16 protein-coding genes are annotated in these 14,601 nt (G+C 40.7%); 10 read left to right on the top strand and 6 right to left on the bottom strand.

Annotated features, from left to right (window positions below):
- Nucleotides 1-367: 367 nt before the first annotated feature.
- From RMZ42_RS21285 to RMZ42_RS21265, 5 genes are all read left to right on the top strand, one after another.
- On the top strand, nucleotides 368-2,674 hold the full coding sequence (locus RMZ42_RS21285) for an ATP-binding protein (protein WP_322673273.1): 2,307 nt from the start codon (nucleotides 368-370) through the stop codon (nucleotides 2,672-2,674).
- Nucleotides 2,619-3,065: a response regulator gene (locus tag RMZ42_RS21280; RefSeq protein ID WP_322673272.1), complete on the top strand. Its 447-nt coding sequence runs from the start codon at nucleotides 2,619-2,621 to the stop codon at nucleotides 3,063-3,065. The genes RMZ42_RS21285 and RMZ42_RS21280 overlap by 56 nt, the downstream gene beginning before the upstream one ends.
- A gap of 125 nt (nucleotides 3,066-3,190) precedes the next feature.
- Nucleotides 3,191-4,354, top strand: coding sequence for a hybrid sensor histidine kinase/response regulator (locus tag RMZ42_RS21275; RefSeq protein ID WP_322673271.1), 1,164 nt, complete (start codon nucleotides 3,191-3,193; stop codon nucleotides 4,352-4,354).
- 433 nt (nucleotides 4,355-4,787) lie between these two features.
- Nucleotides 4,788-5,513: a helix-turn-helix domain-containing protein gene (locus RMZ42_RS21270; protein WP_322673270.1), complete on the top strand. Its 726-nt coding sequence runs from the start codon at nucleotides 4,788-4,790 to the stop codon at nucleotides 5,511-5,513.
- Between the two features lie 16 nt (nucleotides 5,514-5,529).
- Complete coding sequence (locus RMZ42_RS21265) at nucleotides 5,530-5,703, top strand: hypothetical protein (protein ID WP_322673269.1); 174 nt, start codon at nucleotides 5,530-5,532, stop codon at nucleotides 5,701-5,703.
- On the opposite strand, the gene RMZ42_RS21260 is transcribed toward RMZ42_RS21265, so the two are convergent.
- The 3 genes from RMZ42_RS21260 to trmB form a co-directional block, all read right to left on the bottom strand.
- The gene (locus tag RMZ42_RS21260) at nucleotides 5,664-6,026 is read right to left on the bottom strand and encodes a nitrogen fixation protein (RefSeq protein ID WP_322673268.1); all 363 of its coding nucleotides are present in this window, start codon (nucleotides 6,024-6,026) and stop codon (nucleotides 5,664-5,666) included. The genes RMZ42_RS21265 and RMZ42_RS21260 overlap by 40 nt on opposite strands.
- Nucleotides 6,027-6,175: 149 nt before the next feature.
- Nucleotides 6,176-6,463, bottom strand: a complete 288-nt coding sequence (locus tag RMZ42_RS21255; RefSeq protein WP_322673267.1) for a hypothetical protein — start codon at nucleotides 6,461-6,463, stop codon at nucleotides 6,176-6,178.
- A 397-nt stretch (nucleotides 6,464-6,860) separates the two neighbouring features.
- Nucleotides 6,861-7,508, bottom strand: coding sequence for a tRNA (guanosine(46)-N7)-methyltransferase TrmB (gene trmB, locus RMZ42_RS21250; protein WP_322673266.1), 648 nt, complete (start codon nucleotides 7,506-7,508; stop codon nucleotides 6,861-6,863).
- A gap of 397 nt (nucleotides 7,509-7,905) precedes the next feature.
- Between trmB and RMZ42_RS21245 the strand changes: the two genes are divergently transcribed.
- From RMZ42_RS21245 to RMZ42_RS21235, 3 genes are all read left to right on the top strand, one after another.
- On the top strand, nucleotides 7,906-8,634 hold the full coding sequence (locus RMZ42_RS21245; protein WP_322673265.1) for a MotA/TolQ/ExbB proton channel family protein: 729 nt from the start codon (nucleotides 7,906-7,908) through the stop codon (nucleotides 8,632-8,634).
- 42 nt (nucleotides 8,635-8,676) lie between these two features.
- Nucleotides 8,677-9,369 carry an ExbD/TolR family protein gene (locus tag RMZ42_RS21240; protein ID WP_322673264.1) on the top strand — a complete coding sequence of 231 codons (693 nt, stop codon included), beginning with the start codon at nucleotides 8,677-8,679 and terminating at the stop codon, nucleotides 9,367-9,369.
- Nucleotides 9,370-9,815: 446 nt separating this feature from the next.
- Nucleotides 9,816-10,178, top strand: coding sequence for a phage holin family protein (locus tag RMZ42_RS21235; protein ID WP_289798955.1), 363 nt, complete (start codon nucleotides 9,816-9,818; stop codon nucleotides 10,176-10,178).
- A 75-nt stretch (nucleotides 10,179-10,253) separates the two neighbouring features.
- Here RMZ42_RS21235 and psb29 read toward each other — a convergent pair whose 3' ends face one another.
- Nucleotides 10,254-10,961, bottom strand: a complete 708-nt coding sequence (psb29, locus tag RMZ42_RS21230) for a photosystem II biogenesis protein Psp29 (protein ID WP_322673263.1) — start codon at nucleotides 10,959-10,961, stop codon at nucleotides 10,254-10,256.
- 209 nt (nucleotides 10,962-11,170) lie between these two features.
- Between psb29 and RMZ42_RS21225 the strand changes: the two genes are divergently transcribed.
- A complete protein-coding gene (locus RMZ42_RS21225) occupies nucleotides 11,171-11,776 on the top strand; it encodes a chromophore lyase CpcT/CpeT (protein ID WP_322673262.1) in 606 nt (201 codons plus the stop codon).
- Between the two features lie 90 nt (nucleotides 11,777-11,866).
- Here the strand turns inward: RMZ42_RS21225 and RMZ42_RS21220 are convergent, their stop codons facing one another.
- Both RMZ42_RS21220 and hemF read right to left on the bottom strand, forming a co-directional pair.
- A complete protein-coding gene (locus RMZ42_RS21220; protein ID WP_094351701.1) occupies nucleotides 11,867-12,235 on the bottom strand; it encodes an STAS domain-containing protein in 369 nt (122 codons plus the stop codon).
- Nucleotides 12,236-12,496: 261 nt separating this feature from the next.
- Nucleotides 12,497-13,537 (bottom strand): oxygen-dependent coproporphyrinogen oxidase, encoded by a 1,041-nt coding sequence (hemF, locus tag RMZ42_RS21215; RefSeq protein WP_322673261.1) that lies wholly within the window; start codon nucleotides 13,535-13,537, stop codon nucleotides 12,497-12,499.
- A 447-nt stretch (nucleotides 13,538-13,984) separates the two neighbouring features.
- Between hemF and RMZ42_RS21210 the strand changes: the two genes are divergently transcribed.
- Entirely contained in the window at nucleotides 13,985-14,509 is a 525-nt protein-coding gene (locus RMZ42_RS21210) for an SRPBCC family protein (RefSeq protein WP_322673260.1), read from the top strand.
- Nucleotides 14,510-14,601: the final 92 nt, after the last annotated feature.

Raw genomic sequence — 14,601 nt, 5'->3', positions numbered from 1 at the left:
AGCTGCTCTGGGGCGATCGCTGCACTATCCGTCATTTAAGCAGAATTAAATTCTGTAGCTTGCTTCCCTGAAAAAATATTCTGGCTTTTGGCTGCTGAATTCTGTTCGTTAACATTGCTACATATATATAGAATTGTTCAATCACATGGTTTTCACATTTCTTATCGCTATGTAACTTTAGTCACTGTTAGACTTTTCAAAGCGCAAGCAGATTAAACTAAGGCTGCAAAACGCAACACAAGGGCATGGGAAATTAGATACTAAGTAAAAATAATGAATGGAAAATTATAAAATTTTTACATTCATCATTCTGCATTATTATAGATACTCTAGTTTTGATGCTCCCGGACAACACAGGAGGATCGTCATGGAAATGAACTTACAATTGCCAGGTATTAATTTAATTAGCTTGAAAGAGGCACCAATTCATATTTCTAGCCAAATTCAGCCTCATGGTGTCCTGTTAGTCTTGGAGGAGCCTGAGCTAAAAATATTACAAGTTAGCACTAATACGCTAAAGATTTTCGGAATTGCTCCCGAAAATATGTTACATAAAAAACTAGAAGATTTACTAGATCCCTTTCAAATAGAGAGAATTAAAACAGGGCTATCCGGGGAAAATCTTGATTTTATTAATCCCACCAAAGTTTGGGTGCGAAAAAAAGGTGATGAATACGTAGTATTTGATGCAGTATTTCATCGCAATACAGAAGGATTTTTAATCTTGGAGTTAGAACCTGCTCTTACTCAAGAAAATATCCCATTTTTAAGCTTTTATCATCTAGCTAGAGCATCTATAAACCAACTAGAAAAAACAGCAAATCTCCGGGACTTTTGTCAAGTTATCGTTCAAGAAGTTCGGAAAATAACGGAATTTGACAGGGTAATGTTATATAAATTCGATGATGATGGGCATGGTTCCGTTGTCGCTGAAGAAAAGCTAGAAAGCTTAGAACCATATTTAGGGCTGCATTATCCAGAGTCAGATATTCCCAAACCAGCGAGAAAGTTATTTGCTGCTAATTCGATCAGAATTATCCCGGATGCTTATTCCCAGCCAGTCAAGCTGTTTCCTGTCAATAATCCAATTAGCGATCGCCCGATTAATTTAACCAACTCTATTCTCAGAAGTGCTGCTTCCTGTCATACAGAGTACTTGCATAATATGGGTGTTGGTGCTTCGCTTACGATCTCTTTAATTAAAGACCAAAAACTCTGGGGACTAATTGCTTGTCATCATCAATCCCCTAAACATGTTTCCTACGAATTGCGTAAAGCTTGCGAATTTTTGGGACGAGTCATATTCGCAGAAATTTCAGCTAGAGAAGAGACAGAAGACTACTATCACCGGATAAATCTGACACACCTTCAATCAATCTTGATTGAATACATGTCTCAAGAAGAAAACTTCATTGATGGTTTAGTTAAAAACCCTCAACATCTTTTAGATTTGGCCAGCGCTCAAGGTGCAGCCGTTTGTTTTGGGGGAAATTGTACGGTAGTTGGTGAAACCCCTAGAGAAGAAGACCTGAATTTTTTAGTCCAATGGCTAAAAAATAATGTTGAAGAAGAAGTTTTCTATACAGATTCTTTGCCACAGATTTATCCAGATGCCGAAAGTTTTAAAAATGTCGCCAGTGGTTTATTAGCTATTCCCATCGCCAAGCGCAATTATGTTCTGTGGTTCCGACCAGAAGTAATTCAAACTGTAAATTGGGGTGGAGATCCTAATAAGGCGTTTGAAGTTAACCAATCAGAAGGAAATGTCCGCTTGTGTCCACGGAAATCATTTGAACTGTGGAAAGAAACAGTTCGCTTAACATCTTTACCTTGGAAAGATGTAGAAGTTAAAGCAGCATTGGAACTGCGGAAAGCAATTGTTAATATTGTGCTGCGTCAAGCCGATGAACTAGCCCAGTTAGCGCAAGATTTAGAACGTTCTAACGCCGAACTGAAAAAGTTTGCCTACGTTGCCTCCCATGACTTGCAAGAACCGCTCAATCAAGTTGTGAATTACGTGCAACTGTTAGAGATGCGCTATAGCGAAGAACTTGACGAAGATGCTCAGGAGTTTATTAGCTACGCTGTGCAGGGAGTTAGCCTGATGCAGACGTTGATTGATGACGTACTAGCATACTCGAAAGTGGATATGCAGGCGATCGCATTTCAAATGACCGAGGTAGAGAAAGCCTTAAGTCGGGCGTTGGGCAATTTGCGTCAACGCATTAATGAAACTGGCGCTATTATCACCCACGATCCCTTACCCGTAGTTATGGCTGACAGCACCCAACTGATGCAGCTATTCCAAAACCTCATCGGTAACGCGATTAAATTCCACAGTGACCAGCCCCCACAAATTCATCTGGGAGCAGAAAGGATAGAAGATGCATGGCTCTTCTCAGTTCGGGATAATGGTATTGGCATTGATCCGAAATTTAGCGATCGCATTTTCGTAATTTTTCAGCGCTTACACACGCGGGATGAATATACTGGTACAGGTATGGGTTTAGCCATCTGTAAGAAGATTGTCGAATGTCACCGGGGGCGGATCTGGGTAGAGTCAGAACTAGGTGAAGGCGCAACCTTCTACTTTACGATTCCAGTTGGAGGACGCGAACTTGAGCGTAGAAACGGGAGAAAGACACAAAACCATCTTTTTGGTCGAGGACAATAAAGCTGACATTCGCTTAATCCAAGAAGCGTTGAAAAATAGTTCAGTGCCCTACCAAGTGGTAACGGTCAGGGATGGCATAGATGCTATGGCTTATTTACGCCAAGAAGGTGAATATGCTGATGCAGCACGCCCTGACCTTATTCTGCTGGATTTAAACTTGCCTAAAAAAGATGGTCGAGAAGTGCTGGCGGAAATAAAAGCCGACCCACTACTAAAGCGTATTCCAGTTGTTGTGCTAACAACCTCAAAAAACGAGGATGATATTTTTCACAGCTACGATTTACATGTGAATTGCTACATCACTAAATCTCGCAACCTTAGCCAGCTATTCCAAATCGTCAAGAGTATTGAAGATTTTTGGCTCTCTACTGTGACGCTACCATCGGAGTAAGGCAGGGGGCAGGGAGCAGGGAGCAGGGGGAAGGGGAGGCAGGGGAAGAAGAACTAATGACAAATGACTAATGACTAATGACTAATGACAAGATAGAGGAGCAATAGGGGGTGAAACCCAAAGTTATGGTTGTAAGCTACTCAGTAAAAATCTTGTTAATTGAAGACAACCTAGCTTCTGCTAGGTTGTTACAAGAGTTTCTGACGCAAGCCCAATCCCAAGAGTTTACTCTGGTTCATGTGACGCGATTGGGTGAAGCACTTCAGGAATTAAATCAATGTAATTATGATGTTATTTTATTAGATTTAACTCTACCTGATAGCCAAGGATTGTCATCTCTACCTCCTCTGATTGATCGAGCGCCAAGTATACCGATTGTTGTTTTAACAAATACTAATGACGAAGAACTAGCAATTGAAGCAGTGCGGCAAGGAGCGCAAGATTATCTAGTCAAGCGACAGGTAAATGTAGATGTGTTGGTTCGCTCTTTGCGTTATGCGATCGAGCGCAAGCAGGTTTTAGAATCATTACGCACTGTCAATGAAACGTTACAAACTAGGGTTGAAGAACGAACTGCGGAACTCGTAAAAGCCAATGAACTCAACCAGTTCAAATCTGAATTTGTCTCAATGCTCTCCCATGACATCCGCAATCCGCTAAATACTATTCTCTTGGCTGCTGGATTGCTACAAAATCAGGATGAAAGATTAACCAAAGAGAAAAAACAGAATCATTTGAAAATGATTCGGTCAGCAATTAAAAACATGGCAAAGCTATTGGATGAAGTTACATTCATCGGCAAAGCTGATTCTGGTAACATGGGTTTTGAAGTCATCTGCTTAGATTTAGAAGCTTTTTGCCGCCAAATGGTCGATGAAGTTCGATTGATTGCAAATGATAAGCATCTGACTTTGGTATTTGCCAGTTTTGGGCAATTAGATGACGCTTTATGGGATGAAAGCTTACTGCGGCACATTTTGGGCAATTTACTTAGTAATGCTATTAAGTATTCACTACCGGGCGGCATAGTACGCTTTGAATTAATTGGTCAGGAAAAAGCGGTAATTTTCAAAGTTCAAGATTGGGGAATTGGTATTCCTCAAGAAAACCAAAAACGATTGTTTCAGCCTTTCCGACGGGCGGACAATGTGGGAAACATACCTGGTACTGGCTTGGGGCTAGCGATCGCCAAAAAATGTGTCGATGCACATGGGGGCGAAATTGTAGTTAATAGCCAAGTTGGAGTAGGTACAACTTTTACCGTCACCCTTCCTTTGCTAGAAGTTTAAGCGGTTACAGCAATTTTCATATATAGGGAATACAGTTCATTATTGAGGCACAATAAATATATTGTGCCTTTACGTATGCGATCTCTAAAACGAATTTTTATCCGTGGTAATGGCGACTCCGTTATCACTTTTTTCTCTGCTCAAAATAAATTTATATTTACAAAAAATTTACTAAAATTTAACGACTATTTTCGGAATTTACAAATTGGATTTGTAGCCTAATATAGACTGACAAAAGGAATGTTTAAAAACTGTTGTCAAATATATTACTTAACTCAATTATTGATTGCATAAAATAAAAAACAAATAGTAATAAGTATTACATCTGCAAAAAAAATTAGTTTTTGCAATATCTCTAGAATTAGGATATTGCCAAATTTTGCATCGTTTAAAAAATATTTGTGTGTCCACCAATCTAGTTAATTATACGTATATGTCGGACTGCCAAAGTAAAATTGAAACAAAATACATAAATGTAACTAACAGTAAGTATTTAACATCATTTCAACGGAAATTACTGTTAGCAAGTTTGGAAAAAACTTTACCCGAATCTTACCAACAACGTATTGAAATCATGTTGTTGGCAGATGATGGAAAAACCCAAACTGAAATTTGTCAAATTTTGGGGTGTTGTCCAGCAACAGCAAGGCATTGGATGCACATAGCCCGAACAGGGATGGCGCACCAATGGCAAGATTGCCCTATTGGTCGCCCGAAGGCAATAAATGACGAGTATTTAGAACGTTTGAAAGAACTGATTAAAAGTAGTCCCCGCGATCATGGGTATTCTTTTAGGCGATGGACAACAAACTGGCTGGGGAAACATCTAGCGAAAGAATTTGGGATTGAGGTAAGCGATCGCCATATCAAACGACTGCTCAAACAGATGGGATTATCCACACTACCAAAACCCAGCAATTTTGAACAAAACAGCACTGAACAGACTCAAGGTTCCAAAATTTTGATTAATGACCTGAAATCGGCAGTTATTCCTGATAATCCCGAATTTTTATCTATTAACTTTGCAAAATTAGCAAAAGATGTAGACATTCATGGCGCAAGATATATTAGCTCAGTTAGTGACTCTACAACAGTTCAACAAAATTCTGGGGCATTCTCTTTCGACAGAGGAATTTCAACACTATCTTCAACAAGTTAAATTTATCAACCCGAAAGTGGGCAAATTCTGGCAAGGAACTGCTGTTCAACCAGGAATCTATATTGCGATCGCAGCTCCTAATACCAAAGAAACAATCCTGCGCTCCATCGACCTAATGATTACTCTCAAGCGCCATATGCGTCCCGGCACTCAACTGTTTCTCCACACAAGAGAAGGGCAAGTCCGCTGACAATCTCGGCGTATGGAACAAGGTGGTAAATCCTCTACTACCTTTGGCAAGTTTTCTACAACTCGCATTGCCAGACGACAATCTTTACCATCAAAATGTTGACAACCCTTAGTTGCACAGGGTGCAGCCGTCCGAAAAATTTCAGTGGGTGTTACTGGACTAGCCTTTGCTATTAGTTCATCTGTGACAGGTTGGGGGTGCTTAAGATAAGCTACGCGGGGTTCTGTGACTGTGCCACCAACGACGCCGAAAACAACACTGTCTTGCCATTCTGGTCTTGCACTAGGGCAAAGTGTAGTCTTTTCAGTAGCGATGTCTTCCATAAATTGAACCTATAGTGAATTGTATTTTTAAGCTGATGGAGATTGACAGCTAATTTTGGGTCGGACTCTTCTCCATCAACCTAAATAAGCAAATTAAATGTCCAAGAGTTTAATACTGATTGGTCATTTCAAAGACTTGTGCTTTCAGATCAAGAGATCAAGTTCTGGTCTTGTGCAATTAGTCCACAAATAATCGGTTTTATCACAAGAATATCATTAGTCGGTTTTACACTAATACCACCTGCAATGGTTGGATTCAATGTTGTAACCGTTGTAAAACCACCTGCAACGTTTGCCATTTCTTCATCAGACAGAGTTAGCAAAGCATCTTCTGAATCCTGATTTGGGTTTCGTCGTACTAGTGCATTGCTAACAGCATTATCAATCAGATTGCTAATGTCCAATTGAAAATCTGAATTCTTTTTATTCCTTTTCATTGTGATTTTCCTCTGAATATATAACTAGATATAGGCGGAATCACTAAGGACTGCAATTACCTAATCTGTATACATTTTAAGCATAGTAATAATGATTTAATTATGTTTTGAAAATTTATAAGTAGATATAAATAAACCTTTTATGTCACTAAACAATAACTTGAAAGTTTTACTTATAACTATTTATTGATAAAGTTTATATCTCTATCAATCACTTCAACTGCAGAGTTGTGGCCATTAATAAAACATTTATGTCCCAAAAAATTTTCTAATCTTGGGCAATGTTTAATAAAAAGATAATAAGCAATACTTAAGTAATATTAACAAATATTTATAAGGCTGCTCAATAAAACTTCAAATTCAAAATTGGGAAATAGAGTTGGTATTATAAACATCTCTATTCTGTAGTTTTCACTCTTTCAAACAAAGCCCGATAAATAGGTTCACCTTTTTTTTGCGTACCTATTTCCCTTTCTGTGGAGACTGGTAAGGGGTTTTCAGCCAACCATTCTTCTGTACCAACTTTCTGAAAAGCTGAATTAGCTGCAAAGCGATCGCGCATTTCCACAGCCACAAATTCCATATCTGATTGCAAAAATACCAACCCTCCAACCGCAAGATACTTAGCTAAGTCTGCCACTAGTTCTGGTTGGACTACACGACGTTTAGCGTGGCGGGTTTTAAACCAAGGATCGGGAAATTGAATAGTGACGCGTTGTAAACTTTCTGGAGGCAGGGAAGATAAAAGTGAGTGCAATGAGTTATTCACGTTGCAAAATAAATAGTGCAGGTTTGTTAAACCTAATTCAGAACGTAACTTATTCGCCTCCACCACCAGCGGTTCTCGAATTTCCAAGCCGAGAAAATTCCAGTTAGATTCTATCTTGGCCATATTCAACAAAAACAGTCCCTTAGCGCAGCCAATATCTAAATGTAGTGGTTGATTTGGCTTTGCATAAATTTCTTCCAAGTCTTGGGGACTTGCTGGTGTTTGATACTTTTTACCAAGTGGATTAACATGCTGGCGGACTCGGACTGCTGCCAAAATTTTTCTCCTTTACGTGAAAATATCCTGTAATCAAATTTCAGGTTATATCAATTTAAAAAATGTTTGCGACCAGATGCCCACGCTTACTGACGCACACCCTCCCCAAAGCCTTATAGAGGGTTGGGTAAGGTCTTATCTATGTATTGCATTCTTTTTTCAAATTGGTATTACAAGGAAGTCTAGCAAAAGTATGCCAAAAATTACCGGTCTATGATTCGATTGCCTACCCAGCAGCAAATTAGTACAGCAGTCTCAGTCAAATACATGATCCTTGCACTGTTTTTTTAGGTTTTCGAGAAATTTATATTTTGGAAGTCCCTCATTTTGCATTAATCTCTAGAATTAAAATGCCTTAATACATTTGCTTTAGTCCTGGAGGGAGGAAATTTAAACAGTGGATATTTTAGATTTGTTTTACAAGGGTGGGCCAGCTATGTGGCCTTTACTCATTTTGTCGATTCTGGCTTTGAGCGTCATTTTCGAGCGTATGTGGTTCTGGTTGCGAATTTTGACTCAGGAAAAGCAAATAGTCGATCGCGTCTTAGATGCTGCCCAGGATAATTGGGAAGTAGCTGCGGACATGGCTAGACTTGCAAGCCATCAGCCTGTCGGGCGTTTTCTCTACGCCCCTCTACGTTTTGCCAAAACTGATGCGGAAACTTTTCGACTAGCACTGGAGGCTACAGCAGAAGACGAATTAGCTGGGATGCGTAGGGGCGAAAAACTTTTAGAAGCGGTGATTGCTCTAGCGCCGTTGCTAGGATTGTTGGGTACAGTTTTGGGTTTAATCCACTCTCTGCGCTCAATTCGGATTGGCGATTTGGGAACTGAATCTACCGCTGGGGTGACTACTGGTATTGGTGAATCCTTAATTAGTACGGCAAGTGGGCTAATAGTTGCCATCATTAGTTTGGTATTTTACCGTCTATTTCAAAGTTTTGTAGTCAACCAAGTCAAAGTTTTTCGGAAGGCAGGGAATGAGATGGAATTGCTCTATCGCCAGTCTCCTCCTGACTTTAGCAATAGGACATCAGCAATTGTGCCAGAAAATTTCACTCCACCCCGCAAGCCAGGAAAGACTAGAGTTTCTGAACCTCCTGAACCCCCGAATACACCTAATTAATAGTCAATAATTCAACCCCCAAACCAGGTTTGTGAATGAGACATGAAAGTTAATCTACATACTCCAATTGAAGAAGTCCAAATTCAAATCATCCCTTTAATTGATGTCGTTTTTTGTATCCTGACATTTTTTTTATTAGCGGCTTTACAATTTACACGGCAACAGGCAATAAATGTTGATTTGCCTAAAGCCAGCCCCAGTACAGTCTCTGGAATAACGTCACAAAGTGGAAGTGTGATTGTTACCATCGATGCTGTGGGCAATACTTACATAGAAAAACAGCCTGTAAAACAGGAAGATTTGAGACAGAGTTTAAAACAGTATCTCCAAGCAAACCCTAATGCTGTTGTTGTGCTGAATGCTTCGCGCACAGCAACTTACAATGATGTGATTGAGACATTAGATTTGCTACGACAAGTAGGGGGCGATCGCGTTTCTTTGGGAATTATTCCTGGCCCATCTCAACCATCCATAAACTCGCCTAACCAGCCTACTGTCCCCTCTTTCCCAATCAATCCTGGAACTGGTGCAGTACCAGGAATCAATCCCGAAGGGAATATTACCCCAAAATTCCCCTTAGCACCTAATTCTGTGCCCTTTCCTAGCATCACTCAGCCTCCAGCTGGACAAGGCATCAGTCCTATCAATCCTGGCATTTCTCCCGTAGTTCCTAACTCACCAGCGCCTCAAGCGCCTGTAGCACCCAAACAAACCCAACCTCCTCTTAAAAGATGAGATAGGGAAAGGGGAATTGGGCATGGGGCATGGGGCATTGGGCATTGGGAAAGAGGAGACTGGAGGCAGAAGTTCTACAATGTTTGAATTTTGAATTTTGAATTTTGAATTGATTTCTCCCCCTGCTCCCCACTCCTTCTTCTCCCTTGTCCCCTTGTCCCCCATTCATCACCTCCCCTGCAAGTCTTTTCCCAAACCTAAAGATATCTAGAATAAATTTCGGCTAGATAAAAAAAAACTGCTAATTTACAAATAATTGGTTGAGCTTTAAAGATTTTTCCACCTATAGATTGAGCAATTTATCACCAATTACCATCCACATTTCATACCAAATTGGAGAAGGATGTCTAAATAGGTTAACAGATTGAAAAGCGCTTATATTAAGCGTATTTCAGTGTGTCTGAATTACGAATTACAAACTACTAATTAGTATCAGGGGTTGTGGCATGAACATCGTAACGCTTTTAATTGTTTGGGTCGTAACAGCTATCAGCTTGTTGATAATTAGTAAGTTGCCTTTGGGAGTTGAAATTGATACTCCTGGTAAAGCGTTTCTTTCTGCCGCAGTGCTTGGTATCGTGACAGCAATAGTCAGACCAATTTTAAGCCTCATTTTTGCAGTACCAAATCTACTCACATTAGACTTATTATCTGGCATTTTCACATTTATGATTGCCGTGGTTTGTTTTAGTATTGCTGCTTGGTTAGTCGAGGGCTTTCGCTTGCGTTATGGGATTTGGAGTGCTGTTATTGGGGCATTTACGCTGACTATAATTAACAGCTTAATCTACAAAATATTGGGCGTATAAAGCAAAGAGTTAGGAGTTAGGAGTTATTAACAATTCCTCACTCATAACTCCTAACTCATCACTGCCAAATTCTAACTATTCGTTGGAACTTGGAGGAGCAACTGGAGTAGTTGATTGTTGTTTACGTTGCTCGCGTTTTTTGCGATCGGCTGAGAGGATATCTGCCATCACCACTAGCGCTTGCGCCATTTTGTCTAGGTTAGAACGGTATAACTCCAAATCCTTGTTGAGTTTGTCATCAGAAAGATGCAAGCCAGCAGCGATCGCTTTTAGCGCCTCAGTGAGTTGCTTTTCGTCTTTGACTAATTCGGGATCTGACTGTTCTAATAACGAAAATACACCAATTGCGAACAAACGGTTGTATTTAAAGTTAGGATTATTGGCGATCGCTTGTAGGGTTGCTTGCAAGTCAGCATCTCTATCTAAGTAAGTAGTTTGACCCAGCCACCCAATTAAATCTTTAACTGGTAAACCTTTAGCTACAGCTTGCAATCTCTGGGCATCCTGTCGATATTGTTGCGGATCTGTTTCTATAGCCTGACATAAGGCGTTAAAAATTGATTCTTGATCCCGTTCTGGTTGATAGCCTTCCATGAAGCGATCAAAAGTAGTGACGACACCCAAGGCATAAATTGGATTGTAGCTAAAATCGATATTTACTGACAGCAGATGCATTTCCACCATCAATTCTTCTACTACCCGACGATAAATAGTGTTGATCGGACGGGTGTGAAGATTGTAGAAAGTTCGCTTTGTATCAGAGACTGTACGGACGTTATTCACAAAGAAAAAAGAAATGTTAAGGGCGACGTATCTTTATTTTCTCGCTTAAAGGCTACTTTGCCAAGTTGAGCTTTTAGCGGGTAACGGTTTCATTTACAATATATACACATTAGAAGTATTTTATAAGCTGATAGCTACAGGAGATCAGACCTTTTCTCCTAAAAAATTAGCCGAAAATTATTATCCTTAATGATTTATTTATTGTACTTATGAACTTCTCGCCACAGTTAATTGCTTTAGGTGAGTACCTAGCTGGTGAATTTGATAATCGGGAACAAGCCATAGCAGAACCAGTTTGGTATGTCCACCTCCGTCTGTGGCAAAGACCAGTTAATCTGTTCCTAGAAGATAGCATCACCTTATTTGCTGAACAGGCTAACGTTAATACCTTAGATCAACCTTATCGCCAACGAATTATCCGGTTGCGTCAAAGCAGCGACTCTGACGCAACGGTGGAAGTTCAATATTATATGCCTCAAGATCCAGGTGGATTAAAAGGCGCAGGTGATAATCCTGCTCTATTAAACACACTGACATCCGAACAATTAGATTTACTACCAGGTTGTATCCTAACAGTTACTCAGGAGAAACTAGCTGGCGATCGCTATAAGTTTACCGCTACCCCACTTCCAGAGACTCGTTGTAGCTTTACTTATCTTGGCAATAGCATCCATGTTTCTTTAGGTTTTGCAGCTACAGCGACAGAATTTCACAGCTACGACAAAGGAATCGATCCCGCAACTGGAAAAGCAACCTGGGGAGCGATTATGGGGCCTTATCGCTACACCAAGCGAAATCAGTATTCAATAAGATAAAGTTATGAATTATGAGTTATGAGTTATGAATTTTGAATTAACTCCTCACTCCTCACTCCTCACTCCTCACTCCTAACTTCTAACTGTTTTTTAGCTAGCAATGCTGCGAGGTACACCTTCTAAAGCTTCCTCTTCTGTTTCAAAGATTTCAAAAACAGTATCCATCATCGTCACTTCAAACACGAGTTTGGCTTCTGGATGTACATTACAGATGCGGAAACTGCCCTTGACTTTATCAGCATCACGCATTCCAGCTACCAAAGATGTAAGACCAGAACTATCAATAAAATTTACTTGAGCCAGATTTACAACCACATGGCGACTGAGTTTGGAAATACACTCTTGTAACTTCAGGCGAAATTGCCAAGCAGTGGTGATATCCAGACGGCCTGATGGTGTCAAGACGATAACGGTGTTTCCGTCTTGGGTTGTATAAGTTTTTTGATCTATATGAATCACTAAAGCCCTCCCCGTGGCATTCCTTTTAAGATTAACTGGTGACAGAATTTTCTAATGCTGTCACTTGAGATTAACAAGCTATAGCTAAATTTGTCACCTTTTTCGGCTAAGTGCTTAACTTTAGTAGTTATAACTCACCAAAATAGTGGAGAATAGGGCATTGGGAATAGGGCATGGGGCATGGGACATAGGGAGATGAGAAAGGTGGGGGAGATGAGGAAGTGAGGGATAAAGAATTAATAACCAATGCCCAATGCCCAATTAATGTGGTGTCCAGTTGATCCAATCTTGAGGTTTAAGGAAGGTTTCATACAACTCGGCTTCGGGGGAATTGGGTTCCGGTTGATAGCCGTATTCCCAGCGCACTAAAGGAGGTAGGGACATGAGAATTGATTCGGTGCGTCCATTGGTTTGCAGACCAAAAATAGTACCTCTGTCATAAACCAAGTTAAATTCTACATACCGTCCTCGGCGGTAGAGTTGAAAATTCCGTTGGCGATCGCCATACTCTATCCCATGTCGCCGTTCTACAATTGGTACGTAAGCTGGTAAAAATGCTCTGCCACAGCCTTGTACAAAGCCAAACAAATCTTCCCAATTGCGGGTTGCTGGTGTTCCTACCTGGTTGCTATAAATGGCAGCTTCCCCACTGGGATTTGGGCCGCGGTATAAAGCACCTTGGCCATCTTGGTAATCAAAAAATAGACCACCGACACCCCGTGTCTCATCACGATGCTTGAGATAGAAATATTCATCACACCAGCGCTTAAACACCGGGTAATACTCTGGGTGGTGTTGGTCGCAAGCTTGCTTTAATGTTTTGTGTAAATGTGCCGCATCTTCAGCAAAGGGGTAATAAGGTGTCAAGTCTAGACCGCCACCAAACCACCACACTGGCCCCGCTTCAAAGTAGCGATAATTGAGATGAACTGTGGGCACATAAGGATTGCGAGGATGTAATACCATTGAAGTCCCTGTGGCATAAAAGCCATGCCCTGCGGCTTCTGGGCGTTGGGTTAAAATTGAAGGTGGCAAATGGGAACCCTGAACTTCAGAAAAGTTTACACCGGCTTGTTCAAATATTGCACCTTCTCGCAGTACGCGCGATCGCCCTCCCCCTCCTTCTGGGCGTTCCCAACTATCTTCATTAAATTTAGCCACACCATCTAGTTTCGCTAATGATTCGGTAATTTCGTCTTGCAGTTGTTTCATAAACTGACTGACCCTAGTCTGGGCATCAGGTGCTGGCAAAGACTTTGATGATTCTGCTTCTACAGTTGGTGTTTGCGAGTTGGTCAACATAGATTCCCGAACCTAAATTACAATTTCCAGAAAGCCACAAATTTTTCATTTTAAAATTTGAGGGAAACAAGCGCCAACAATCTAGCTTTATTTGCCCAACCCGCTTTTTTCTTCCTGGGTTAGGCATTTATCCGATTGATGGGCATCACTAGAGTTATTTTCCCTCAAATGCGTATAGGCTTGTATATTGAATTAATTTTTTTTGAAATTCTGAATTGGAATATTCTGGTATAAAGACTAAATTTTAGTCTTAAGCTTGAGGTATCAAGGATTTGACTGGTCTACTCAGAACTTTGCCATATTGCTGATGTCGGCTGTTAGGGTCTTTACCAAATCGAGGCTTGCTATGTTTAGGACATTTTTGAGAAAGTTTTAATTTAGCAATTGCTCGTAGTTGTACACCATACCAGAGTTACCAGAAAGTATCTAGGGAGGAGGATTAGGAAAATGCAAGGTTGGTTATCCAAATTCATCCACCGCAAACGTCGTCGGTTTTGCGCTTCTCTGGTGTGGACATATCGAGAGATTAGTTCTGCTTCTGTAGATGAACTGTGGCAAAAAGTGGTTGACTTAACAGATGTTTCTTGGCATCCACAACTTAAGAGTACTAATGTTCCCCACGGATTAGTACCCAAACCAGGATTAATTTTTCAAGCTGTAACACGCTTTTCGCCGATTCCCATCAGAATTTTTGTGGAACGCGTCAATCCCAGAGAGATGCTGAGTATCCGAGTAATGGCGATTCCTGGAATAGAGGAACGAGTAACTTACCAAGTAGAGTCAACGGTTTGTGGTACTTGTTTATCTTATTCTGTAACGTTACGGGGTTGGTTATCACCTCTGATTTGGTCTTTATCCCGTCCTTATGCAGACAGAGTTGCACGTTCTTTAGTCGAGGCAGTAGAAAAGACGGCATTACCAGCGGTATCTGGTAATAAAAAATCCCTTAATGACAGTTGTTTTGATTTTTAGGTAGTGAGGATTGGGGAAGAAGTAAGGGAGCAGAGGAGCAGGGGGCAGGGAGATGAGGGGACAAGAGGACAAGGAGATAAACAAAACTCCTA

Origin of the sequence: Nostoc sp. DedQUE05 (assembly GCF_034530955.1) — a bacterium.
In the GTDB taxonomy this organism is placed as follows: domain Bacteria; phylum Cyanobacteriota; class Cyanobacteriia; order Cyanobacteriales; family Nostocaceae; genus Nostoc.
The sequence above is the reverse complement of the archived record's forward strand: the minus strand, read 5'-3'. Positions and strand labels throughout refer to the sequence as shown.